This is a genomic window from Paradesulfitobacterium aromaticivorans, assembly GCF_054657415.1.
Genome location: NZ_BAAHYT010000011.1, coordinates 1,009,291 through 1,032,669 on the forward strand (window position 1 = coordinate 1,009,291; position 23,379 = coordinate 1,032,669).

At 48.2% G+C, this 23,379-nt stretch carries 23 protein-coding genes and 1 pseudogene; 7 read left to right on the plus strand and 17 right to left on the minus strand.

Translation table 11 applies throughout. The annotated features are described in order from the left end of the window. Positions 1-132: 132 nt before the first annotated feature. The 3 genes from ACYQ2N_RS21645 to ACYQ2N_RS21655 all read left to right on the plus strand — a co-directional run bounded on the left by ACYQ2N_RS21645 (position 133) and on the right by ACYQ2N_RS21655 (position 2,518). Positions 133-1,113: a rhodanese-like domain-containing protein gene (locus ACYQ2N_RS21645; protein ID WP_460001509.1), complete on the plus strand. Its 981-nt coding sequence runs from the start codon at positions 133-135 to the stop codon at positions 1,111-1,113. 205 nt (positions 1,114-1,318) lie between these two features. Further along, a complete protein-coding gene (locus ACYQ2N_RS21650) occupies positions 1,319-2,161 on the plus strand; it encodes a sulfite exporter TauE/SafE family protein (RefSeq protein ID WP_460001511.1) in 843 nt (280 codons plus the stop codon). Then, positions 2,162-2,518 carry a DUF1634 domain-containing protein gene (locus ACYQ2N_RS21655; RefSeq protein ID WP_460001512.1) on the plus strand — a complete coding sequence of 119 codons (357 nt, stop codon included), beginning with the start codon at positions 2,162-2,164 and terminating at the stop codon, positions 2,516-2,518. It begins immediately after the preceding gene. Here ACYQ2N_RS21655 and ACYQ2N_RS21660 read toward each other — a convergent pair. From ACYQ2N_RS21660 to ACYQ2N_RS21720, 13 genes and pseudogenes are all read right to left on the minus strand, one after another. Next, a complete protein-coding gene (locus ACYQ2N_RS21660; protein WP_460001513.1) occupies positions 2,515-4,614 on the minus strand; it encodes a cell division FtsA domain-containing protein in 2,100 nt (699 codons plus the stop codon). The genes ACYQ2N_RS21655 and ACYQ2N_RS21660 overlap by 4 nt on opposite strands. A gap of 142 nt (positions 4,615-4,756) precedes the next feature. Further along, positions 4,757-6,196 carry a glucose-6-phosphate isomerase gene (locus tag ACYQ2N_RS21665; protein WP_460001514.1) on the minus strand — a complete coding sequence of 480 codons (1,440 nt, stop codon included), beginning with the start codon at positions 6,194-6,196 and terminating at the stop codon, positions 4,757-4,759. A gap of 74 nt (positions 6,197-6,270) precedes the next feature. After that, on the minus strand, positions 6,271-7,242 hold the full coding sequence (pfkA, locus tag ACYQ2N_RS21670; RefSeq protein WP_460001515.1) for a 6-phosphofructokinase: 972 nt from the start codon (positions 7,240-7,242) through the stop codon (positions 6,271-6,273). A gap of 48 nt (positions 7,243-7,290) precedes the next feature. Next, complete coding sequence (locus tag ACYQ2N_RS21675; protein ID WP_460001516.1) at positions 7,291-8,337, minus strand: helix-turn-helix domain-containing protein; 1,047 nt, start codon at positions 8,335-8,337, stop codon at positions 7,291-7,293. Between the two features lie 186 nt (positions 8,338-8,523). Beyond that, complete coding sequence (locus ACYQ2N_RS21680; RefSeq protein ID WP_460001517.1) at positions 8,524-9,054, minus strand: 2-oxoacid:acceptor oxidoreductase family protein; 531 nt, start codon at positions 9,052-9,054, stop codon at positions 8,524-8,526. Further along, positions 9,044-9,883 carry a 2-oxoacid:ferredoxin oxidoreductase subunit beta gene (locus ACYQ2N_RS21685; protein ID WP_459998366.1) on the minus strand — a complete coding sequence of 280 codons (840 nt, stop codon included), beginning with the start codon at positions 9,881-9,883 and terminating at the stop codon, positions 9,044-9,046. The genes ACYQ2N_RS21680 and ACYQ2N_RS21685 overlap by 11 nt, the downstream gene beginning before the upstream one ends. Next, positions 9,883-11,025 (minus strand): 2-oxoacid:acceptor oxidoreductase subunit alpha, encoded by a 1,143-nt coding sequence (locus tag ACYQ2N_RS21690; protein ID WP_459998368.1) that lies wholly within the window; start codon positions 11,023-11,025, stop codon positions 9,883-9,885. Before ACYQ2N_RS21690 ends, ACYQ2N_RS21685 begins: the two co-directional genes overlap by 1 nt. Then, positions 11,022-11,228 (minus strand): 4Fe-4S dicluster domain-containing protein, encoded by a 207-nt coding sequence (locus tag ACYQ2N_RS21695; RefSeq protein WP_460001518.1) that lies wholly within the window; start codon positions 11,226-11,228, stop codon positions 11,022-11,024. Before ACYQ2N_RS21695 ends, ACYQ2N_RS21690 begins: the two co-directional genes overlap by 4 nt. A gap of 87 nt (positions 11,229-11,315) precedes the next feature. After that, a pseudogene (locus tag ACYQ2N_RS21700) lies at positions 11,316-11,474 on the minus strand (TAXI family TRAP transporter solute-binding subunit); the annotation flags it as partial. Positions 11,475-11,759: 285 nt separating this feature from the next. Next, on the minus strand, positions 11,760-13,013 hold the full coding sequence (locus ACYQ2N_RS21705; protein WP_460001519.1) for a Glu/Leu/Phe/Val family dehydrogenase: 1,254 nt from the start codon (positions 13,011-13,013) through the stop codon (positions 11,760-11,762). Positions 13,014-13,110: 97 nt separating this feature from the next. Then, positions 13,111-13,902 carry an IclR family transcriptional regulator gene (locus tag ACYQ2N_RS21710; protein WP_460001521.1) on the minus strand — a complete coding sequence of 264 codons (792 nt, stop codon included), beginning with the start codon at positions 13,900-13,902 and terminating at the stop codon, positions 13,111-13,113. Between the two features lie 239 nt (positions 13,903-14,141). Beyond that, the gene (locus ACYQ2N_RS21715; protein WP_460001523.1) at positions 14,142-15,323 is read right to left on the minus strand and encodes an amidohydrolase family protein; all 1,182 of its coding nucleotides are present in this window, start codon (positions 15,321-15,323) and stop codon (positions 14,142-14,144) included. Between the two features lie 26 nt (positions 15,324-15,349). After that, the gene (locus ACYQ2N_RS21720) at positions 15,350-16,237 is read right to left on the minus strand and encodes a selenium metabolism-associated LysR family transcriptional regulator (RefSeq protein WP_460001524.1); all 888 of its coding nucleotides are present in this window, start codon (positions 16,235-16,237) and stop codon (positions 15,350-15,352) included. 118 nt (positions 16,238-16,355) lie between these two features. Here ACYQ2N_RS21720 and ACYQ2N_RS21725 point away from each other — a divergent pair, with 118 nt between their 5' ends. The 4 genes from ACYQ2N_RS21725 to ACYQ2N_RS21740 all read left to right on the plus strand — a co-directional run bounded on the left by ACYQ2N_RS21725 (position 16,356) and on the right by ACYQ2N_RS21740 (position 19,401). Then, entirely contained in the window at positions 16,356-17,252 is an 897-nt protein-coding gene (locus tag ACYQ2N_RS21725; protein WP_460001525.1) for a metal ABC transporter substrate-binding protein, read from the plus strand. Further along, the gene (locus ACYQ2N_RS21730) at positions 17,252-18,004 is read left to right on the plus strand and encodes a metal ABC transporter ATP-binding protein (protein ID WP_460001526.1); all 753 of its coding nucleotides are present in this window, start codon (positions 17,252-17,254) and stop codon (positions 18,002-18,004) included. Before ACYQ2N_RS21725 ends, ACYQ2N_RS21730 begins: the two co-directional genes overlap by 1 nt. Positions 18,005-18,039: 35 nt before the next feature. Then, a complete protein-coding gene (locus ACYQ2N_RS21735) occupies positions 18,040-18,876 on the plus strand; it encodes a metal ABC transporter permease (RefSeq protein WP_460001527.1) in 837 nt (278 codons plus the stop codon). Between the two features lie 90 nt (positions 18,877-18,966). Then, positions 18,967-19,401 (plus strand): Fur family transcriptional regulator, encoded by a 435-nt coding sequence (locus ACYQ2N_RS21740; protein ID WP_460001528.1) that lies wholly within the window; start codon positions 18,967-18,969, stop codon positions 19,399-19,401. A 26-nt stretch (positions 19,402-19,427) separates the two neighbouring features. Here the strand turns inward: ACYQ2N_RS21740 and ACYQ2N_RS21745 are convergent, their stop codons facing one another. The 4 genes from ACYQ2N_RS21745 to yhbH form a co-directional block, all read right to left on the minus strand. Next, entirely contained in the window at positions 19,428-20,039 is a 612-nt protein-coding gene (locus ACYQ2N_RS21745; RefSeq protein ID WP_460001529.1) for a DedA family protein, read from the minus strand. Between the two features lie 56 nt (positions 20,040-20,095). Beyond that, positions 20,096-20,701, minus strand: coding sequence for a DedA family protein (locus ACYQ2N_RS21750; protein WP_460001530.1), 606 nt, complete (start codon positions 20,699-20,701; stop codon positions 20,096-20,098). Positions 20,702-20,869: 168 nt separating this feature from the next. Continuing rightward, positions 20,870-22,231 carry a SpoVR family protein gene (locus tag ACYQ2N_RS21755; RefSeq protein WP_460001531.1) on the minus strand — a complete coding sequence of 454 codons (1,362 nt, stop codon included), beginning with the start codon at positions 22,229-22,231 and terminating at the stop codon, positions 20,870-20,872. Positions 22,232-22,241: 10 nt separating this feature from the next. Then, positions 22,242-23,369, minus strand: a complete 1,128-nt coding sequence (gene yhbH / locus ACYQ2N_RS21760) for a sporulation protein YhbH (protein WP_460001532.1) — start codon at positions 23,367-23,369, stop codon at positions 22,242-22,244. Positions 23,370-23,379 lie beyond the last annotated feature (10 nt).

Below are 23,379 nucleotides of genomic sequence, written 5' to 3' on the forward strand. Positions count from 1 at the left end.
TCATATCGTAAATAATTATGGATCTTAGACTTTGTACTAAAAGGTATTTTCACAAAAATGGAGAATTACCTATATAGTAGATCTAGCAAACATTTGAGATCTTACAATCATGTTCACGAAAGGATGGTACACATGCGTAACAAAAAACTGTATTCACTGTTATCCCTCCTCGTCATCCTCGGCCTGCTCGTAAGCGGTTGCGGACAATCCACGACTCCTACTGCTACGACTCCATCTTCTACATCCACTCCATCCACGACCGCTCCGGCGGAAGACGCTGCCAAAGCTGTAAAAACTGCTGTCGTGTCTTACTTCAACAACATTCCTACCGTTGGCGACTCCTATAAGATTAGCGAGGATAAACTCAAATCAGAACTCGAGCAAAACGCTAAAGCCTATCTTGTGTTAGATATCCGCAAAGCTGATGAATACGCGAAAGGGCATATTCAAGGCGCTGTTAATGTTCCTTTTGGTAAAGACATCGCTGACAATCTAGACAAAATCAGGGCTGCTAGTAAAGACAAAACTGTAATTGTCGCTTGCTACACCGGGCAAACTGCCGGCCAAACAGTATCTGTCCTCAATGTTGCCGGAATTAAAACCCGCTCACTCCACGGCGGTATGGGCAATGGCATCAACTATGGCTGGTTAGCCAAGAAATTCCCCACTGTAACCGAAGCTACTGCTATGCCTCAAGCTGCTGCTGTCGAGAGCCCGAACAAAGATATTGACAAAGCTGTTAAAGACTATTTCAACAACATGCCTGCTGATTCTTACAAAATTGATGATCCTGCTTTGAAAGATGAACTAGCTAAAAATGCTGACAAATATTTGGTTGTTGATATCCGTCAGGCTAAAGATTTCGATGCCGGCCACATTAAAGGTGCTATCAATGTTCCTTACGGTGCAGATCTTGGCACCAAGCTTGACTCCCTGATCGAGCAAAGCAAAGGCAAGACTCTCGTTGTCTACTGCTACACTGGTCAAACTGCCGGTCAAGCCGACTCTTTATTCAACCTTGTTGGAATTACTGCCAAAAGCTTAAACTTCGGTATGGGCAATAAAGACCTGCCGAAGAGCTGGGCTGGCTTAGGGTACGAAGTTATTAAATAAAGCTAAACCCTTAAGCTAATTAACTTAAAGTAACTTAAAGCTAACAACTTTGGGCTACCTAAAAAAACAAATTTTAGGTAGCCCCTGCTTTATTCACTAGAATATAAACGTCGATAGCGGCAATTGCTAACAATCCGGGATTTGTTCGCCGAGGGCATGGTAGTTTGAAGAACATTCGCGCAAGTGCTAAAATTGAGCAGAGGAGATGATCTCTTTGCTCTTTAGCACTACTTTGATTTTTCTGTTTGCTATTGTCGCCGGTTTTATTGGCTCCCTGCTCGGTCTTGGTGGCGGGATTATCATAATTCCAGCATTGACCCTAGTCTTAGGATTGGATATTCATGAAGCAATCGGAGCCAGTGTCGTATCCGTAATCGCTACTTCCAGCGGAGCAGCAATGGCGTATGTCAGGGATAAACTAACCAATATCAGGATAGGGATGTTCCTGGAAACGGCCACCACTTTAGGGGCTATTACCGGAGCTTTTATCGCAAACCTCATCAGTATTAAAGCACTTTATATTACATTTTCCTTACTGATGTTTTATTCTGCAGGCAATATGCTTAGATCAAGAGAAGGTTCTGCTGATACCCCGGTTGAAGCACATCCTCTGGCAGAGCGTCTCAAGCTTAATGGCAGCTATTTTGACAAAAGATTGTCCCAGGTTATTGAGTACAAAGTAACGGGTATTTACCCCGGCTGGGCCATAATGTATAGCGCGGGAATTCTTTCAGGCCTGTTGGGAATCGGCGGAGGAGTTTTCAAAGTGTTTGGAATGGATATGTTCATGAAACTTCCGCTGAAAGTATCTACGGCCACCAGCAATTTTATGATCGGAGTCACGGCCGCCGCTTCAGCCGGAGTTTATTTTTCTAAAGGGGACATTAACCCGCTGACAGCAGGTCCGGTAGCCTTAGGAGTGCTTATCGGTGCCTTGGCCGGTACCAGAATAATGGAAAGGCTTAATAACAAAACATTGCGGCGTTTATTTATCCCGATCCTGCTGTATGTAGCCCTACAAATGCTGTGGAAAGGGTGGTGGGTGTAAATGTCCAAAAAAGAAAGCTTCGATCCCGAGCTTTTCATCAGCTCAAGTCTCCGCTTTGGGATTTATCTATCAGCCTCTTTTATAGGCTTTGGCCTTATTCTCTACTTTATTTATGGTTCAGGCTACCCTGCCCGCACTTTTCCCTACACAGTTACCGGTGTGTGGGAAGGCCTAATGAGACTTAAGCCCGCAGCTATCATGAGCTTTGGCCTTTTGCTCCTGATAGCCACCCCAATTTTCAGGGTTGCTGCTTCTACTGTCATTTTCCTTAAAGAAAGGGACTACCTCTACGCAGTGCTTACATTCCTGGTTTTTATTATTCTGATTTTCAGCCTTGCGCTCGGTAAAGCGATCTAACTCCAGGAGACGGTTACCCTGTCCCCCGGATGCAGCTTCGTTGTAAACTCAGCTTCCTGCCCGTTCACCGTTAATACGAGCCTGGTGGCAGGCGCATGATCCGGAATCGTTACATAAGGCAATAGTTCAGATAAAATAGGCATTGTTTTGAACCCTTCCACTCTTAAATCCATGCCGTCCACTATTGCCTCCTCCAAGGAAACCTCCCGGCCCCGCCAGCGCACATCAAACCCTTGTGGAGGATAAACAACCTCCTGACCGTTAACATGGAAAATCAACGGAACCGCTTGTAAGCCCGCTTCCTTTACAGGAATGGGCTTTTCTATTACCTCAATTCTGTCTCCGCTTTTAAGCCCGCAGTTTTCCTGAACAATTTCTCCATTAACCTTGATTTCCCGCATAGGGGTTAGCGTTTTGCTCTGCCCGTTCACTTTGATGGTCAGGGACTGAGCCGGTCCCAGAGCAAGCCCTTTTTGTTGAAGGAGATCTTCTAAGTCCTCATTCTCCAGATATGTTAACTTGCTCCCGTCTGTAATTTCATCTAGGGGCACGGCCTTGTTGCCATCCACCAGTACTGAAGGTAGGAACTCTTCTTCCTGCCCATTCCAGCTTATTTTTTTGCCCTCAGGAAAAGTAAGGATATCTATAATCTTGGTTCGTGCGTCTTCCCCGTCAGTTCCGGGAATAAAGCTAACATCATCTCCAGGTTTTATGGTTTCCTCAAGCCTGGCGCTCCGCCCATTTACTGTCAACTGCGCCGCCTGCCCCAGGGTGCCTTTCACAATCCTCATCTCTCCGTTTAATTCAAAGGTCAGGGCTCTCCCCGGGCGTCCTAAAAATGAGCGGGGCTGGATTCCGGCAGCGAGCAAAGCCTCAGCTACCGTAGCCAACTGCAATTCAAAAATCGGCACTAAAGCATCATTAACTGTGACGGAATAATAGTGAAGTCCTTGCTCTTCCAGGGCCGAGATGCCGATGCCCACCGGAGTTATTCCTTCCGGCCCTTTCACACCCTTCTCTCCCAAGACCCCTGAGATCCTTTCCCGCACTTGAATCCCAACCCGTGCGGGCGGCAAACCAATCCTTTCCGCCAGCAACTGAGGCAGGAGCGGGGTCAAACTTCCCCCTCCGATGAGGATCACTGCCTGGGGTACCCCACGGTTTAAGTCCAAAATTGAGCCTGCAATTTGCTCGGCTAATTTCCTAACTATCGGGCTGATAATATTTAGTATTTCTTCCTGAGCTAGGGTAATTTTCATCCCGAAAAAATCTTTAAAAGACAACTGTGTTTTATGCGCGAGTTCACGCTTTATTTTCTCTCCGATTTGAAAGTCAAGGAGGTAATGTCCGCAGATCCCCTCTGTAATCTCATCCCCGGCCATCGGCACCATACCGTACGCGAAAAAGGATCCATTCTTTGTCAGCGCAATATCGGCCGTACCCGCACCGATATCGACCAAAGCCAAGTTGAGACGGCGCATATTAGCCGGAATCGCAGCTTGCCCGGCGGCTATCGGCTCCAAAGTAAGGCTTTCCATTTCCAGCCCCACCCGGCCTAACACTGCTACCAAGCCATCAATGACCATCCGGGGTAAGAAAGTGGCTATTACCGATACCTTAGCATCTCTACCTCTCTGACCGATGAGGCTGGCAATCTCTTGCCCTTCCAGCCATCTTTCAATAACACTATAGCCGACACAGTGATAGCTTAGGGATGCTTCGTCGGCTGTCGCGGATATTTGACGCAAAGCGTGTTCCACCGCTTCCATCTCTAAAGCCAAGACAGGTTCTTTTTCCCAGCGTACAGGCAAGCTTTCTTGACGAAGGGCTGAGGCAACTTCTGTTTTTAAGGCACGTCCGGCAGCCGCAACCGCGACTCGCGTCAAAGCATAACCGGATTTTTGCTCTAACTCCGCTTTGACGATGCGCACCGCCTGAGCCACCTCTTCCACATCGTGTACTTGTCCATCGTACATAGCCCGTTGCCTGTGCTCCGTGCGCGCGCTGGCTAAAATCTCATATCCTTCCCCGTTTTTTTCCATCAGAAGACCTACAACCGTACGCGTACCAATATCCAAAGCAAACAAAGGTTCCACGTTTTTCACCTCAACAGTTTCAATTCGACCAAAAACAAGAAAAATCCTCCCTTTAAAACTTTGAAGGGCTAACTATTAATGAAATGAAATACCTCGTACCACTTTATCAGTGATACGAGGTATTTCTTGGTAGCGCCGGAGCCTAATTCTCCAACCTTGGATAGCTTAAACAAAAATGCTTCTCCCCTGCTGCCATGATATCCTTCCTCTTTTGTTCATATCCATTCTTCCCCATTAAGGCATATGTTCCCAATTTGCCTTCTTCCACTCCGGGTTGATCAAAAGCGTTAATATTTAGGAGCTCTCCCATATATGCTGTTTCCCATTCTAGGAGCAAAAGCAACTGCCCTAGTAAGCGGGCATTTACGTTTGGCAAGATTATTTTCTGATGCATACGGCCGACTAAGGTAAGCGCGTATTCCGTAGCTCGCTGTTCGGCCTGCATTAACTCCCCTAAAGTGTGCCCACCTAAAAAAGCAATGTCTTGTAGAGCAATCGGATCTGCCGGAATATTTACGTCAGCAGCAAACTCTTCCACAGTCACAAAGGTGATTGTTTTGTCATCCGGACCTTCAGTATAGAGCTGAATCTGCGAGTGTTGGTCAGTCACTCCCAGAGCCTTGACCGGAGTCTGACCCAGCTTAACTTCCTGACCCTGGCGGTTATAGCGTTTGCCGAGGCTTTCCGCCCAAAGCTGGGCATACCAGTCTGCCATTGTTTTAAGGGCATCTGAGTAAGGCATAAATACCGAGATGTTTTTCCCGTCCTGCCAGGATAAATAGCTTAAAGCCGCACGTATCTGGGCCGGATTGTCAAAAAGCCCTTGTTCCTCCTGGACCCAGGCATCCATTTCCAGAGCCCCTTGGAGGAAGGCCTTCACATCAATTCCGCACATCGCTGCCGGAAGCAGACCTACCGGTGTCAATTCTGAGAAGCGCCCGCCGATACCGGGGGGGATGGCGAAACGGTGGTAATTTTCCTTAAGTGCCAGCGGCAGGAGGTTTCCTTTCTCCGGATCTGTAGTCACCACAATATTAGCGGCAAACTCCTCCCCACACTCCTGTTGCAGGAGGTCGCGCACGATCAGAAACTGAGCCATGGTTTCCGAAGTGTTACCTGATTTAGATATTATATTAAACAGTGTACGTTTGAGGTTAATCGTTTCCAGCAAATCCCGCAAGCGGACCGGATCGACATTATCGAGAACGTAAAGGCGCGGACGGTGATGGCGCTTTACCGCAGGCAGCTCATTGTAATAATAGTGGTTTAAGGCTTGCTGCACCGCCATCGGTCCGAGGGCTGAGCCGCCGATACCCAAAACCACAAAATTATCAAAGTTCTGGGCAGCCCAGTCTGCATATTTTATAATATCCGCGAGCTCTGACTGCATTAGCGGGAGGAGTTTGGAAAAATCAAGCCTTCCTTCTTCCCTTTGGACTAGCAAAGCGGAACGGGCTTGCCTTAGCAGAGGCTGCAAATGCACCAGGGATTCCTGGGTAAACCCTTTGGGGTTATGCTGGGTCTGTATCATTCCGGTGTAATCCAAACTCAGATAGTTCTCTGTAGAGCTTCGACCGTACATTGATAAGCCTCCTGAATCTTGAAAATCCGTGAGTTTCGGTGCCGAACTACATAATATCTACCGGTTGTGTGCACTTAAATAGCGAGTTCTCCGGCTAAATCGTAAAGAGCGCGGTTAAAGGGTCGGCGGGGACCGAAAGCTATGCTTAAAGGTACACCTGTAACTTCTTGATTAACATACGCTGTCATCATGTCGCTCTCTCCAGCCAACAGGATTTCCACTGCCTTGCCCCCCATGCCTGAAGCCAATACGCCGTCCAGAGCGCTGGGATTGCCGCCCCGCTGTAAATGTCCCAGGATCGTCACCCGGGTGTCGAATCCAGATCTAGTGTGCAGTTCTTCTCCCAATTTGTATGCACTGCCAGCACCTTCAGCCACCAAAATGATGCTGTGATTCTTGCCGCGTCTGTGTCCGCGGCGCAGCTTGGTGATTATATCGTCCAAATCAAAAGGTATCTCAGGCACTAAAATTGACTCCGCCCCACAGGCCAGGCCTGCTTGTAGAGCAATACCGCCACAATCCCTTCCCATCACTTCAACGATAAATGTACGTTCATGAGAGGTAGCGGTATCACGAATCTTGCTCACAGCTTCGACCACGGTGTTAACCGCAGTATCAAACCCGATGGTCAGGTCTGTCCCTGCAATATCATTGTCAATCGTGCCCGGAACACCTACAACTTTAACTCCTTGAGCGGAGAGAGCCTGAGCTCCCCGAAAAGAACCGTCTCCTCCAATAACTATCAGCCCGTCAATCCCGCGCATTCTTAGTTGCTCAATTGCTTTTTGCTGCCCTTCCTGAGTCTTCATCTCAGGGGAGCGGGCGGTCATGAGCACAGTTCCACCCCTGTGCACAATATCTGCGACCGAGCCGAGATTCATCTCCCGGAATTCTCCGTGGATTAAACCTTCATATCCGCGTTTTACCCCATACACTTTTAAGTCATGATAAATCCCCTTACGCACAACGGCGCGAATAGCAGCATTCATCCCCGGCGCGTCCCCTCCGCTGGTGAGAACAGCAATACTTTTAAGAGTGTCAGGCATGTTAATTATCACTCCTTCGTCCAAAATTATTCCCCACTTTTATGTAGGTCATCCGCGGGGTTTCCTGGGAAACAGGCCACCTCCAAGGAAATCTTGGATGCCATCGAGCATGGCTGAGCCTCCCCTTTCTTCAAGCACCATGCTGAACCTCTTAACCTTTGAATCAAGTTGTGGGTCCTCACTCGTTTTACTCTCTAATCTATGGCAGGCTTCTATCATGGCGGTATGACCACGCCCAAAATATGCTCCGATCTGGGAGTACGACAAGTCGGTATAAGTCCGTATTAAATATATCGCTATTTGCCGAGCTTCATTAAGACGAGACCTTCGACTGTTCCCTTTAATCTCCTGAATAGGCACCTGCATCGTCTCAGCCACTAAACGAACGATATTGTCCGGATGCAAGGCAGTTTCTTCTCTGGCAGTACGTTCACACCAATACTGGGAAAAGCAATGATAGCTTAGGGCATCTTCCTTAGCTGAGGCAAACCTGATAAAATTTCCAAGCTCTGCTTTAGCTTCTTGAGGATTTTTCACGTGCTGCGCCAACGCAGGGATAAGCTCACGCTCAAGCGCCAATCGCAGACGCCGTACTTCAATTTCAATAAACCTCTCCAATTCCCAAGACTTAGGATAATCAATGCCCACAACTACTCCACTCATAAGCCTGGAAGCAAACCGGGCACCCAAGAATTCTAGGTGAAGAGAATCAGCACGCAGGGAGAAAACCATTTTCCCCCCTCGCTGGCTTAGATGTTCATATGTATGATACAGTTCCTCAATACTGGCTGATTTTCCAGGTAATAAATCGAGCCCGTCCACGAGCAGAAGCTCACTGCTGCGCCATTTGGAGCGCAAAGGAGATAGATTTTTTTCCTGGACTGCCTGGGAAAATTGGCGTGAAAAATGTAAAGCGTTGAGGAAATTGACGCGGACGCCGGATTTTCTCATGTTGGAGACCAGCCAGGATAAGAGTTTGGTCTTGCCCACCCCGGCAGGTCCATAAATTAACAGAGTCTGGGGCGCGGCAGCCCAATTATATGATTCAACAGCCCTGTGGGCAAGCAAATTATAGTCACTGCTAAACCAATCCAACTTTTATCTCCTTCCTCGGGAGTAAGGATAAAAATTACGTACATAAAACATTCGTAGTAAAACTGTCGTAGTAAATCTATCGTAACAAACTCTTTCCTTTTATACAACCTGTCCTTAAGACTATTTCTAATATTTTCCTCAAAAGACCCCACAAAAAAAGAAACCTCCTAGGAGGTTTCTTTTTCACTACTCTATAATCTCGCTATACCCTAACTCCATCGCCCGTAAATTTAAGTTTAAGGCTTTGGCCGGGAGCGCTCCTTCTAAGACCTTAGCCATGCTTTCCTTGCTCACCACCGGGCACAATTTTAAGACTGCGCCCAGGGCCAGAGAATTTATTACTTTCTCATTCCCTAAATCAATCGCTTTGGCCTGGAAGGGATACCCCAAGTCTTGGGCGCGCCCTTTGCTGGTGACGGCATCACTGTCATAGAGGACGATGCAGTCTGCGGAAATCTTGTTTTTGTAGCGGTCATAGGCTGCCTGGCTTAAAGCCAGGACCAAGTCCGGGTTATCGCACTTCGGGAAATACACGGTCCCTTCGCTGATAACCACTTCAGCCTGAGAATAGCCGCCGCGCGTCTGAATCCCGTAGGTCTGGGTCTGAACCGCGTTCTTCCCTTCCGCTACTGCAGCTTTAGCTAAGCTTACCCCGCCGAGGATGAGTCCTTGGCCGCCCGTGCCGCCCAAGACGATTTGCCACTGTTTAGCGCCCATTCGTATCACCCTCCTCTGCACCTTTCTTGCTGCCATTGATGCGTCTGTAGGTTGTGTAGAAATCTGGACGGTCTTTCTTGACAAGCTTGCCGACAGCGAAGTGTTCGTGTTGTTCTTCGAGGGGCAGCTCCCGGTATTTCCGGACGGGTATGGCTTTCTCTTTAAGCCAGTTCATCATGTTGACCGGGCTCGGGTGGACATTGAAGCGCCCGAAATAGGTTGGACAGGGACTGATGACTTCGACCAGGCTAAAGCCGGGATGGAGTATAGCCTCTTTAATGAGGTTTTTAAGAGCTACGGCATGGTAAACTGTGGTCCGGGCGACGAAATTGGCTCCAGCCGCTTCGGCTAAGAAGCAGACATCAAACCCTGGTTCAGCGACTCCATTGGGGGAAGTGGTGGTTTTGCTTTCCAGCGGGGTGGTGGCGGAGTACTGGCCGCCGGTCATGCCGTAGTTGTAGTTGTTGGTGACGATGGCGGTGAGGTTGATATTGCGGCGGGCGGCATGGATGAAGTGGTTGCCCCCGATGGTGACGGCATCTCCGTCTCCCATGAGGGTTACGACGGTTAAGTCCGGGTTGGCGGTTTTGATCCCGGTGGCAAAGGCTAACGCCCGTCCGTGGGTGCCGTGGAAAGCTTGGGTGGAGAGGTAGTCGTCCGCTTTGCCCCAGCAACCGATGCCGGTGACGGTGACGACATTTTTGGGTGCCAGGTCTAATTCAGCCAAGGCTTCCGTGTAGGCTCTGAGGATGATGCCGTCCCCGCAGCCCGGGCACCACATGTGGGGCAGTTGGCTCTGTTCCAGGTAGTCTTTGTAGCTTAAGGCCATTATTTGAGCACCTCCCCGATTTTCTCCATGATCTGGGCCGGGATCAGTATTTCCCCGTCGATTCTGGAGAGGGAATGAACAGGAGTGCCAACGGTGTTAAGACGCTCGACTTCACGGACGACCTGCCCTAAGTTGAGTTCAGGCACTAAGACTGCTTTGGCTTTCCCTAAAGCTTGTTTAACTGCTTCATCGGCAAAGGGCCAGAGGGTGATGAGCCTTAATAGGTTGACTGAGAGCCCTTGAGCCTGGGCGCTTACTACGGCCTGCTTGGCTACGCGGGAAATTGCGCCATAGGCGATGATGGTGAGGTCGGCTTGCTCCGGGCCGAACCATTCCACTTGGATGATGTCCTCTTTGTTCTTTTCGAGCTTGCGGTGCAGCCTCTGTACGAGTTTGTCTGCGGTCTGAGGGGCACTGTGGGAATAGCCGCTCTCGTCATGGCAGGAACTGCTGATGTGGACGATGTAGTCGGTGCCGTAAGGCGGAATGGCCGGAATGTCATCTTCATCGGTTTGGTAGGGTTTGTACCCTTGGGCTGGGACCGTGGGCAGCTTGCGGTTGATGATTTCCAGTTTGTCTGCTTCCGGAATGGTTAAGCTTTCCCGCATGTGCCCGATGACTTCATCCCCTAAAAGGATGACCGGGATCCGATATTTTTCTGAGAGGTTAAACGCTCTCACAGTCAGGTCATAACATTCCTGAACCGAGCCCGGGCTTAAGGCGATGATGGGATGGTCCCCGTGCGTGCCCCAGCGGGCCTGCATGACATCCCCCTGGGCCGGACGGGTGGCCAGTCCGGTGCTGGGGCCGTTGCGCATGACGTTGATTAAGACGAGCGGGACTTCGGCATACACAGCCATACCAAGGTTCTCCTGCATGAGGGAAAATCCGGGACCGCTGGTGGCGGTATAGGATTTCTGGCCGGCAGCGGAAGCACCGATGATGGCGGCGATGCTGCCGATTTCGTCTTCCATCTGGAGGTAAACTCCGTCCACCTGCGGCAGGAACTTGGCTGACAGTTCCGCGATCTCGGATGATGGGGTGATGGGATAGCCGCCGTAAAACTTGGCCCCGGCATCAAGCGCTGCGTAAACACAGGCTTCGTTGCCCTGCATGAATTGTACTCCGACCGGTCTGTTCACGCTAACACCTCCAGTGTGATGGCAAAATCCGGGCACCGTAAATCGCACAGGCGGCAGTAAGTGCAGCGCTCCGGGTTCGTGACCTCAGGGGAGCCGTCTTTGGCTAGGCTATACACTGCTTGCGGGCACAGGCCCTGACAGATGCCGCAGCGTTTACAGCTTTTTTTATCGATGGAAATCTTGACACTAGGTTTTCCCGGCATTCTATTGCCTCCTTTTACAGTCGACTTTAATGAAAAAGGCCCCGTAGCGCCTTCTTCATTAAAACGATTATTTTTCTCTTTAACTTATTAAATTACGCCTTTTTCTTTATAATATTTTTTAGCCCCGGGATGCAAAGGAATCGAGATACTGTCTAAGGCTTTTTCCAAGACAATACTGTTACCTTTTTCATGGACTTTCGCAATTTCAGCTTTTTTCTCAACAATTGTTTTTAATATGTTATAAACAACATTTTCAGGGTCACCTTATTACATAAAAGGTTACAGCTAACCCCAAACCAGCCCAAATCAGATTCAACCAGCTTATACCGTTACTTTTCTTGCGCCATGGGTAAATAAGAAAAATAAGGAACAAACTAAACATCAGTACAACCGCCCGCTGACGCATTGCGACCAAGGGAACTGTGATAGCCGTATACATTACAAACAGAGAGAGTATAACGGCTAATACCTAAATAATCGGTTTTAAGGCTTTTTGCACTCGATCCACTTTACCCCTCCTTTACCCGGGACTTATACCCAGCCCCGTGCTTTTATCGCCTCCGCGAGAGTTCTCAGAGCTTTGGCCCAGGCAGCCATGCGCAAGGAAAGGCCTTCCTGTTGGGCAGTCTCATAGACCTCTTTAAACTTGCGGACAAACAGTTGTTCATAGCGAGCTACAACTTCATCTTCTGTCCAGTAATAATTCTGAACCCCCTGTACGCGTTCCAAATATGCTATCGAGGTGCCACCACCATTAGCTAAAATATCAGGAATGATGATCACTCCCTGCTTTAAAAGTTCTGTTTCAGCTGCCGGCGTTACTGGCCCATTTGCTCCCTCGACGATTAGTTTGGCTTGAATTTTATGGTGATTATCTGCGGTAATCGTACTTTGAATTGCGGCAGGTATCAGCACATCGCATTCTACAAACAAAACATCTGTAGAGGAATCGAGTTTTTGCGTTTGAGGATAGCTCAAGACACTTCCTGTAGATTGGACAAACTCATCCAGTTTATAAGCATCAATACCCTGTGGATTATAAATACTTCCGTAAAAATCTCCTGCCGCTACCAGAACAGCCCCTTCATCCTGCAGGAGGCGGGCAGCCCATGATCCAACTTTGCCGTAACCTTGAACAGCTACCTTAACACCTTCGAGAGAGCGGTCTTGAAGCCTTAACGCTTCCCTCACAGACAAGCACACGCCCAGACCGGTTGCCTGTGGTCTTCCCTGCGAACCACCTAAGACCACCGTTTTTCCGCTGATAGCTGTCGGCTCATGATTCAAACCGTGAATTTGTTCCCATTCATCAAGCATCCAGCTCATCATCTCGGAATCCGTACCCACATCTGCACCTGGATAGTCCGTGCGCGTACCAAGCATGGGTGCGACAGCGCGCACGTAAGCGCGGCAGACGCGTTCTTTTTCAGTACACGAAAGTTCAGAAGGATCACAGATAACTCCACCCTTACCCCCGCCCGCCGGAATACCGTTCAAGGCATTTTTTACACTCATCCACAAGGCTAATGCTTTAACATCATCTAAAGTTTCCTGCGGATGAAAACGGGTTCCGCCTCCTGTTTGCCCAAGCGCATGGCTATGCTGTACTCTGAATCCTTTAAAAAAGCGAACCTTACCGTTGTCCATCCGCACCGGAAATGTAGTAATGAACACTCTTTGAGGTTCCTGAAGCATTGTCAGAACATCATCGTCAATTCCTGCTGCTTGTCCAGCCTCTTTTAACTGTTTTAATGCAGATTCTAATGCTGAAAGGTTATCTGACATATTATCGCCTCTTTTGCTAAATTTGCTAAGATCCCTGTTAGGCCCATCCTCCCTCGCTCTCTTACTCACCTCCCACCTGGTTTACAGTATATGAGCCTTAGAGGCAATCCATAAAGCCTAATCCCTTGGAAATCTGTACTGCAGCATCGCGTACAGCCTTGATATATGTATCGATCACCTGTTCATGCGTTCGATAATCAGGCACAGACATAGATACCCCGGCAACGACATCTCCGGTCTCATCTACAATGGGAGCAGATATAGCCACACTTCCTTGAACCCATTCACCATAACTAACAGCAAATCCCTGGTCACGAATCCTTTGTAATTCATTCTTCAATAGCTTCAAATCGGTAATGGTATGATCAGTAATGGCTGTGAAATATTTTTGTTTAATTAACTCTTCTATAACTTTTTCTGGCTGATAAGCTAAAAGCACCCGGCCATCAGCGCCGGCATGAAGCGGAGAACGCTGCCCAACCGGAACAATTATCCGAATTGCTTGATTGCCCTCAATTGACATAATACAATGTCTCTCTAAACCTTCAACCACATCTATGTATACGGTTTCTCCATAACAGTCTCGCATTTCCCTAAGCACAGGCAACGCCACTTCTTTAAGCTCGCGCGAGCGCTGAGCTATCGCGCCCAGACGGCACAATTTCACTCCCAGACTGTATTTACGGAAATTGCGCACGACATACCCTTCGTCGATTAATGTCGTAAGCAAGCGGGCAACAGTCGGGCGCGGCAGATTGACTGATGCACAAATCTCAGCCATGCTTAGCTGGGATTTATCGAAGGTAAAGACATCCAAAATTCCAAGAGCACGGCGCAACGATTGAACTCCACTCTGTTTCTCAGCCGGCTTTTCAGGTATTGTAGACATGGGACACCTCCTAAATAAACCTAAATACCCAATGGTGCTGATGTGAGGGGATAAAAACTAGAAAGTTCACAATGTGGACTATAGGCTTCACCATATGGCTAATGCATTTTAACATGAGCCTGCAAAACTCGTCAATAACATTTTAGAAACTTTCAATCAATTCTAATCTTCGTTTGTAAATCTGAATTTTAGATAAAAAAGACCAGGACTGTTTTGTCCTGATCGTTACGGTTAGCGTTTTAGTCCAAAGTCTTGGTGCGAAAGAGTTGGTCGCTAAGTTGCAACCTATTCATCAATACTCCCGGTTCCAAGCGCCCGAAACCCTCCCATTCCAATATTTTCGCATTGCCCAAAGTGGCGATCTTGCGCACATCCAGAGTAGGTACCCCTGCTTCAGCAAACCACGTCATTTCATCTAAAACACCGTCACCGTGAGGAACATGATAAGCGCCGGCATCTGTACCAATACCCAGACTTACTTTACGAGTATAAGCCTCATAAATGCTCTCAAGATGTCCCCTTAAAATACGGCGCAGAATTTCTTTCTCCTCCAAGGTGTAGCGGCGCGTGGACCTGGTCAAGAGGTTCCCGACAGGAGCCACAGTAGGAACCCAGGCAATCCCCCTGTCGGAAATTTCCTGCAGTTGTTCTTTAGTCACATAATACCCGTGTTCAATTGAGTCCAATCCCGCTTGAATGGCTACGGAAATCCCGTCTGTGCCGCTAACATGACCCATCACCTTAAATCCGCGCTCGTGAGCATCCCGTACGAGTTGTCGCAGTTCTGTGACAGACCATTGAACTGGGCCAACGACTCCATAACGATGGAAACTTATGAGTCCTGTAACAATAACTTTGAGTTGGTCAAGACCTTTCTCGAAAAAAACGTCTTTAGTTTCTTCCCACTCTTTTAAGTTGTTAACACCCTGGCCGAGAAAACGGCCATAATGCCCACTCCGATAAACGGCCTCACGCACAGACAGTATTTCCGGCCCAAGCCATTCTGAGGTGTTTATCTTCTCCTTGGCCCTCCAGGCATAACCCGGAAGATCTCCCCCGTCCCTGATCCCGACAACTCCTAATTCCAGGTAATGTTTCAGAAACTGTTTAATGATCTGGTCCATTTCCGTTTGTTCAGGCCAACGATCAAAACACCGTTGAAAGTCAATACCATCGAGAGCTAAATGCACATGGGCATCCAGCCAACCCGGCACTAAATAATAATCATGCCAGGGGAAAAACTCTTCTTCCCGAAAATTATCGTCCCACAACCCCAAAGCAGAGACTTTTCCGTTCTGCCATTTAACAAAAGAAGGTTTGCATACGAGTGTTTCTTCCGGGTTCCAATAGCCGGCAATTTTTGCTGCACCTGACTGCGGAATTTCCCAAATCTCTTCCCGCGAGCTACAGGAAATATACATTTCCTTCTCCTCCACCCCAAAATGCTCTAATCCGCCAATTGGCGCAAATAACGATAACAAGCAGCTGCAGCACTGGTCAATTTCTTGTGGCGCAGTGTGAGCAGGTAAAAACCTCGTTCAATAGTTAGCTCTTCGACTTCAGATACCTTTAATCCTTCTTTTCCATACGGTTCGAGCGCGAATTGTGAGAGAAAGGAATACCCGAATCCTGAGCGGATTGCATTTTTAACGGCTTCCGTACTCCCCGCTTCCAGACTGACAAGCAGATCATCCAAACGCATTCCCTGATTTTCCAAAGCTGTTTCCAAAGCCCTACGGTGCCCTGAACCATGCTCCCGGATAATCATTGGATAAGACTTCAGGTTCTCGATGCGAACTGTCTCCATGCCAGCCAATGGATGACCGGAGGACAGCACCAGCTTTAATTCATCCCGCAGCCAAAACTCAGAGCTCAGCTTGTCCGTGTCATAAACCGAACCCACGATTGCAAAATCCAATTCCTGGAGCATCAGTTTCTCAGATATTTCAAGGCTGTCACTTACTGTGATCTTAAAACAAACCTTCGGAAATTCCTTTTGAAAGTGGGCAAGTTTCAAGGGAAGTAAGTATTCTCCCGGAATGTGGGAAGCTCCAATATGGACACGGCCGCTAATCTCTCCCGCGAGCGCATCCAGTTCCCGGCGCAGATCGTCCCATTCTTCGAGCAAACGCTTAGCATGCACAAACACACACTCTCCCTGGGGAGTCAACATAAGCCCTTTACCCCGTCGCACCACAAGCTTCGAGCCAACTTTGTCCTCCAAGACCCGCATTTGATTTGAGATTGCCGGCTGGCTTACTCCGAGCTTACGGGCAACCGTAGTAAAACTTTGTTCTTCCACTACCTGAACAAACAAACGCATTAAATCTAGCATAGTCCACCTCTGACAGCATTTGACTTATATTCGAAAAAGTAATAAACTCAGCTTATTGAAATAATATATCAATAAGAATTTTATCCAAGCTTTGTTCACCCAAGGAGGTATATCACAAGTGCACAAACCCCTGTTTCCCCTTAGTATTTTGCTTATAGTTTTTAGTTTGATAATTTCCGGGTGTGGAGCTTCCCCTGCCTTATCCACCCAGCCCGTTGTCACCACCAGCATCTCACCGCTGGCGGACATTATCCGCCAAGTGGCCGGGGACAAAGTTGAAGTTGTGAACTTAGTCCCCGCCGGAAGTGATCCACATGAATATGAACCCAGACCTGAAGATGTACGCCACCTGGCAGAGTCTAAACTCTTTTTCGCCAACGGTGTAGGCGAGGAACTCTATCTGGAAAAACTCATCTCAAATGCGGGCAACAAAGAACTTACAACCATTGTGCTCTCAGACGGGCTAACCATCTTAGGCCGCGAACAAAACAGCGTTGGTAATCCTCATCTGTGGCTGGACGTAAACAACACCATAGCTTACGTCGAAAAAATTCAGTCCGCCTTAAGTGCAGCCTTTCCCGCTGACACACAGTATTTTGAGCAAAATTCTGCCCATTACCTGCAGGAACTAAAAGATCTCGATGCCTGGATCAAATCTCAGATCTCGTCTATTCCTCCGGAACATCGAAAGATTGTCGTATTTCACGATGCCTGGGCTTACTTTGCCAAGCGCTATGACTTAACCTTAGTCGAACCGCTGCTCCACAGCGGTACAGCGGAACCTTCCGCTCAGGATTTAGCGAAAATGCTTACTTTTATTAAAGAACAACAAGTGCGGGCTGTTTTTAGCGAGGCTGGTTTTAACCCCAAACTCGTGCAGCAATTAGCTCATGACACCGGAATCAAATTTGCCCAAGATCTCTATGACGATACTCTGGGCAATACCCCGGAGACGAATTCTTATATCGGGATGATGAAGAAAAATACCAGCAAGATGGTGGAGGTTTTGCGTTAGTGTCATACGCGATTGAATTTCAGGATTTTTCCCTCGCTTACGGAACTCTGTCCGTGCTCGAAAATATAAATTTAGGGATACCAACCGGAGCTTGTATTGCCATAATCGGACCTAATGGGTCAGGCAAAACTTCCCTCTTAAAGAGCATTGTGGGACTAAACCGGCCTAATACAGGTACAATACAGGTCCAGGGCCATCCTCCTACACGGACTTGGCGCCGCCGTCATCAAGTGGGATATGTGCCGCAAATTAAGTCGATAGATAAGAACTTCCCTATTTCCGTCTATGAAGTTGTGATGCTCGGGCGCACTGCCCACATAGGCTACCTGCGTTTTCCCAAGAAAGAAGACCGGCTCATTGTCGAAGACAGTTTAAGAAGGGTTAATATGCTCCATCTGGCTGACCGGCCGATCGGACACTTGTCTGGCGGCCAGCAGCAGCGGGTTTTTATCGCCAGAGCGTTAGCTCAGGAATCGAAACTTCTCCTCTTGGACGAACCTGCGTCCGGTCTGGATATCCCGACCCAGCAGAGTATCTATGAACTCCTCGACGAGCTTCACGGCGGTGGGGTTACCACCGTCACCACGACCCATGATCTTTTAGCCCTGGAATTTCATCATTTCGATCAGGTTCTCTGCCTTAACCGCCGTGTGATTGCCTTCGGACCGCCTGAGAAAGTCCTGATTCCGCAGATTCTCTCCCAGACATTCTCAGGGCTGCCTTGGCCTGTGCACCTTTCCTCTGCGCATTAACATTCTCTTTGAGTTAAAATTAAGGGGGAGCAGCCTTGCATTATCTACTTGACCCACTCCAGTTTTCGTTTATGCAGAGAGCTTTAATAGGCACAATTTTCATAGGTATTCTGACGGCGGTAATAGGAACTTTTGTGATTCTACGCCGTTTGTCCTTTATCGGAGAAGGCCTGGCCCACGGGTCACTGGCTGGTCTGGCCCTGGGGTATTTATTCCACTGGGATCTCTATATCAGCGGTAACATTTATGCCATATCCCTGGCCCTCTTTATCGGACTTCTCCATGAGAAAGCCAAAGTAACTTTAGACACTGCCATCGGCATTTTATTCTCAACCTCAATGGCCTTGGGCATCGCAATCATCAGTACGATGAAGGTCTATACCACCAATCTGACTGATTATCTTTTCGGATCTGTGCTTGCGATAACCCGTTTTGACCTGGCTATCATCATCGGAGCTACGGTCTTGATTCTTCTAGTCTTAGCACTTTTTTATAAAGAATTTATCTTTTATGCCTTTGATACGGAAATGGCGGAAGTCACTGGTCTTCCCCGCTCCAAACTTCACTTCGCGATGCTCATTATGATCGCGATCACGGTTGTGATCGCGGCACAGACCGTCGGAGTTATTCTGGTCACCGCTCTCCTCGTGATCCCGGCAGCGTCAGGCTATCAATGGACAAATTCCCTTAAATACCTCCTAGTGCTGGCCGTAATTTTTGGGCTCACCAGTTCGGTAGTCGGCCTATATCTGTCATACTACCTCAACATCGCCTCCGGTGCCAGCATCGCCCTAACTGCAGCCTCAATCTTCCTGCTCAGCTTTCTGCTCGCCCCCGGGCGGCGGGGACTAAAACGCAGTCTGGGGCTATAAGGAGCCACAAAGGATTAAAATATGCAAGTTGCAATTGCCAAAGGATTCACTGCTAACTTGCAGCATAAAGACAATCGAAGGAGCTTCAGCATGACTTATGAAGAAGTAACCCAAGGTATACAAAAAAGCGGGTATCGGCTTACAACAGCCCGCAAATCCGTAGTAAACGTTTTATGTACGAATATTACCTACCTCGGAGCTTATGATATTCACCACATCCTCGAACAACAGGATATTCACATTGGGATTACTTCTATATACCGAGTTCTGGATCTCTTATCTTCTTTAGACTTATTAGCAAGAGAGGAATTTGGGAGCGGAGGAGAAAGGTTCCGCCTCTACCGGGAACAAGACTCTCATGCACATCAATTGGTGTGCTCACATTGCGGCAAGACAGAGGAACTCTCGAACTGCCCTGTCTCCACTGCCCTGGCTAAGCTTGAATCCCAGAGCGGCTACCAGATTCAGGAACATTGGTTACGGATTTTCGGCCTTTGCCCTCAGTGCCAACGGCACCGTACTTAAAAAGGCGTCCATTTTCTCTTTGAGCCTTACTCTATGCTCGCTTTGCCCCGCTTGACACTATATACATAAATCACTGCCACCACTAACGCCATAATAATACCGCCCTTGGTCAAATAGCGGTGCAGGATAAAGGTGATTTGCCGCCAGTGCTCGCCCAGCATGCGACCGAGGGTGATAAAAGTGACAGACCATAGGAGTGCCCCCAGACCTGCTAAGATTGCATAGCGATGATAAGCTAATTCGCTCATCCCGGAAAAATACGCCGTAAAGTGCCGAAAGCCGGGGAAAAAGTAACCGATTACTATAAGACGGTCGCCAAAACGCTGAAACCAATGTTCAGCACGGGCGATCCTTTTTTCATTTAAATGGAGAAAAGGGGCCACTTTATGTAAGAACGGTATGCCCAGCTTACGCCCTATCCAGTAACTTAGATTCATTCCCAGAAAACTGCCGCAAGCGGCTATCACAATAGTCTTGCCATAGTGCATATGCCCCAGGGAAGTCTGAAACCCGCTGAAAGTCATCAGAAACTCATCCGGAACTGGAATCCCGATCATACCCAGAGATAGCAGGAAAAACAGTCCGTAATAGCCGTAATTCTCCACTATATGGGTTACATAAATTTCGAGTGTGTGCATGCCCCTGCCTGCCTTCCGCATCCAATCTTAAGTAATCAACTCTTAAAGGGTAAGGGCTAGCGCCTGCGGTGTTTCCAGATCAATAACAGTATCCCGGCCACTATTACCACTCCAATCAGGAGATCAAACCTGTGGAACAAAGGCTTAAGAGAATTCCAGTTCTCACCCATCTTTTGTCCCACGACAATTAAAAACAGACACCAAGGCAAAGCACCGAGCACCGTGTAAAAAGCCATTTTCCAGGGATTCATTTTGGCAATCCCGGCGGGCAGGGAAATGAAAGTTCGCACCACGGGCAATAAGCGCCCGATAAAAACTGTGATCTCCCCATGCTTGGCAAACAAACGCTCAGTCATGGCCAGTTCTTTTTGATTAATAAAGAAATAGCGACCATATTTCTGCACAAAGGGCCTGCCGCCCCACACCCCGACATAATAAGCTATCATCCCGCCAAATAGGTTGCCCAAAGTAGCAGCAACAGTTGCAGGCCCTAACTGAAAATCCCCGTGAAAAACCATATAACCAGTGAACGGAAGGATAATTTCACTGGGGAGGGGAATGGCGGCGCTCTCGATAGCCATCGCTATAAAGACCCCAAAATATCCGAAGGAAGAGATAAGGTTAACCACAAACTGGCCCAACTGGGCAATAATTCCTTCCAAAATGAACCTCCTCTTTGTGTACGATTATCATAGTGATTTTACCATACCAGGATTGTGTTGCCAAACCTAATCTTAGCAATGTGGAAATAAAGCATACAGTCAAAGAAAACAGGCTGGAACAAATAAGCAGGGGCGATTACTCGCCCCTCTAATCGCTGCCTGTGAGGTTTATTCCCCATCCTTAGCTGGGTACCTTCTGCTCACAGACCCGTGCTGGCAATCAAAAATAACTTTTTTTCCGTCCAGAATCGTTTCAAGGTGCGCAGATTTCCCCCAGAGGTATTGCACTAAACTCAATGTTTTCTCGAGATAAACGATATCGAGGTCTAAACCTTCATGCCGATGCCTGAGCAAAAGCTCCCCTTTCTCCTCGTAATCTCTTTCAACTGCAACAATTGTCGGGTTCCCTCCGTGTACAAGGCTTTGCACGAGATTATCCCGGACTTTTTCCCAGTTGGTATCTGTTACTTGCCATTGTGCCCCTACTTTGCGGAAGTTAAAAAGGTTGAGCTTTTCCACCAGATCACGGGTTAGATGGTTGCGGATAAACGAGACATCGTTTTCCGACTCCCGTAGTTCGAACAGGTAGGAAGTATCAAATCTTTCCCCTAATGACTCCCATATCTTAACTCCCAAATAATATGGATTAAGCCCGCCGCGCGAGGGCTGTACGACTTGACTGTGCATAAGCGCAAAATCTATGACTTCACCTTCCGCCAAATCTAATTCGCGCATGATGCGGCTGTGCCAGAAAGTCGCCCACCCTTCATTAATAATTTTAGTCTCGATCTGAGGATAGAAATAGAGAAACTCCTCACGCACCATGCTGATAATATCTCTTTGCCATTCTTCCAGCCCGGGGGCGTAGCGAATAAGATAAAGCAGCACGTCCTCATGTTCAGGTTTCTCCGGTTTGTGTTCCATCTCCTGGGGCAAGTCCAGGTCTAGCAAATCTTCGTAAGGGGCAGACACCCTTATTTTCTTCGCTTGAACTCCCTTCTTTCGCTTTCTCTCGGAGCGCGTCCCGCCTATATGGTCGCGTGGGTCTACATGCTCCTGAATTGCCAAGACCGCATCAAGGGTTTGCTCTATCTTTTCGAGTCCGAACTTGAGCTCATATTCCCGAATCTGCTGCGAGTGGGCGGCCATACGCTCGATCATATCTCTGGGAGTGCGGGAGAAATACCTGTTGTTTTTGAAAAAGTCCACATGGGCGTACACGTGCCCGATTACAAGCTTGTTTTGCGTCAAGTCATTACCTTCCAGCAAAAAGGCATAGGAAGGGTCTGAATTGATCACAAGTTCGTAAATCCGGCTCAAGTTCAAATCGTACTGGGTTTTTAAGCGGTAAAACGCCTTGCCGAAACTCCAATGCGTAAAGCGCACCGGCATGCCATACGCCCCGAACGTGTAAATTGCTTCAGCTGGACAGACCTCAAGATGCACGGGATAGAAATCCAGCCCCAGGTTTCTGGCTACGGTTTCGATTTCACCGGCTATTTTGTTTAACTCTTTAATTTCATAGTCCATAATTTCCCCCTCAGGAAAAAACCGCCTTCAGCGCCGCGTATACCTCACTGCGGTCCCGAATTGTCACTAAGCGCAGTTTAGGATCTGTAATCCGTTTCAGAGTGGACATGAGGGTGCTGGAATAATGCGTGCGTAAAATCTCCCCATACCCCACAACTTGGCTCATTTCAACTAAATGTGACATTAAAGCTAAGGCCCTGGCACTGTCTGAACCGATATTGTCCCCATCTGTGAAATGCACTGGATAAATGTTGTAATGCTGAGGCGGATAGTCCTTTTCGATAATCTCAAGCGCAAGCTGATACACGGATGAGCAGCGGGTGCCTCCGCTTTCTCCCCGGGTAAAGAACTCTTCTTCTGTGACTTCCTTGGCCTCAGTGTGGTGGGCTAGGAAGCGCATTTCGACATTTTCATATTTGGTGCGCAAAAACCTTACCATCCAGAAAAAGTAGGTGCGCGCTATATATTTCTCAAATTGGCCCATGGAACCCGAGGTATCCATCATAGCAAAGATGACGGCATTGGTCTCAAAATTGGGTCTGGTCTCCCAAGTCTTAAAGCGCAGGTCCTCCGGAGTAATGTGCAGATCATTGTCTTCATCCTGAGCCCTGGCTTTTCTCTTAATGCTTTCGATCAGGGTCCGTTTCTTGTCGATGTTAGCCATGAGCCCTTTTTTGCGCACATCGTTAAACTCAGGCTTATCATGGGAAATTAACGGGCGTTTTTTGTCATCGAGGTTGGGCAGCCTCAGTTCCTCAAATAATACTGCCGCTAAGTCCTCATACGTCACATCAACTTCATACACATCAGCGCCCGGTTCCTCCCCGGCACCACTGCCCTGCCCTTTCCCTTTAGCCGCTTCTCGCCCGATTACATCACCCGGAGCCATTTTTTTACCGCCCTGGCCGGTGTGGTTTTTCTTATTGTAATCAAAGCGGAACCTATATTCCTCCAGAGAACGCATGGGAATCCTCATGGATTTTTTGCCGTCACTTAAGATGATACTTTCATCAGCAATCAGGTCCCCCAGTTGCTGCTTAATCGCCTCGTCCACTTTCTGCCGGTGCCTGTTCTGGTCAAGATACCCTTTGCGGTGAAGGCTCCAATCTTCACGGTTGACAATCACATCATCACTCATAGGTTTCCCT

Excerpts from the sequence above, each read along its gene's own strand:
- ACYQ2N_RS21645 (WP_460001509.1), top strand. The coding sequence starts at position 133 with ATGCGTAACAAAAAACTGTATTCACTGTTATCCCTCCTCGTCATCCTC.
- ACYQ2N_RS21650 (WP_460001511.1), top strand. The coding sequence starts at position 1,319 with ATGATCTCTTTGCTCTTTAGCACTACTTTGATTTTTCTGTTTGCTATT.
- ACYQ2N_RS21655 (WP_460001512.1), top strand. The coding sequence starts at position 2,162 with ATGTCCAAAAAAGAAAGCTTCGATCCCGAGCTTTTCATCAGCTCAAGT.
- ACYQ2N_RS21665 (WP_460001514.1), bottom strand. The coding sequence starts at position 6,196 with ATGTACGGTCGAAGCTCTACAGAGAACTATCTGAGTTTGGATTACACC.
- pfkA (WP_460001515.1), bottom strand. The coding sequence starts at position 7,242 with ATGCCTGACACTCTTAAAAGTATTGCTGTTCTCACCAGCGGAGGGGAC.
- ACYQ2N_RS21680 (WP_460001517.1), bottom strand. The coding sequence starts at position 9,054 with ATGGGCGCTAAACAGTGGCAAATCGTCTTGGGCGGCACGGGCGGCCAA.
- ACYQ2N_RS21685 (WP_459998366.1), bottom strand. The coding sequence starts at position 9,883 with ATGGCCTTAAGCTACAAAGACTACCTGGAACAGAGCCAACTGCCCCAC.
- ACYQ2N_RS21695 (WP_460001518.1), bottom strand. The coding sequence starts at position 11,228 with ATGCCGGGAAAACCTAGTGTCAAGATTTCCATCGATAAAAAAAGCTGT.
- ACYQ2N_RS21705 (WP_460001519.1), bottom strand. The coding sequence starts at position 13,013 with ATGTCAGATAACCTTTCAGCATTAGAATCTGCATTAAAACAGTTAAAA.
- ACYQ2N_RS21710 (WP_460001521.1), bottom strand. The coding sequence starts at position 13,902 with ATGTCTACAATACCTGAAAAGCCGGCTGAGAAACAGAGTGGAGTTCAA.
- ACYQ2N_RS21715 (WP_460001523.1), bottom strand. The coding sequence starts at position 15,323 with ATGTATATTTCCTGTAGCTCGCGGGAAGAGATTTGGGAAATTCCGCAG.
- ACYQ2N_RS21720 (WP_460001524.1), bottom strand. The coding sequence starts at position 16,237 with ATGCTAGATTTAATGCGTTTGTTTGTTCAGGTAGTGGAAGAACAAAGT.
- ACYQ2N_RS21740 (WP_460001528.1), top strand. The coding sequence starts at position 18,967 with ATGACTTATGAAGAAGTAACCCAAGGTATACAAAAAAGCGGGTATCGG.
- ACYQ2N_RS21745 (WP_460001529.1), bottom strand. The coding sequence starts at position 20,039 with ATGCACACACTCGAAATTTATGTAACCCATATAGTGGAGAATTACGGC.
- ACYQ2N_RS21755 (WP_460001531.1), bottom strand. The coding sequence starts at position 22,231 with ATGGACTATGAAATTAAAGAGTTAAACAAAATAGCCGGTGAAATCGAA.
- yhbH (WP_460001532.1), bottom strand. The coding sequence starts at position 23,369 with ATGAGTGATGATGTGATTGTCAACCGTGAAGATTGGAGCCTTCACCGC.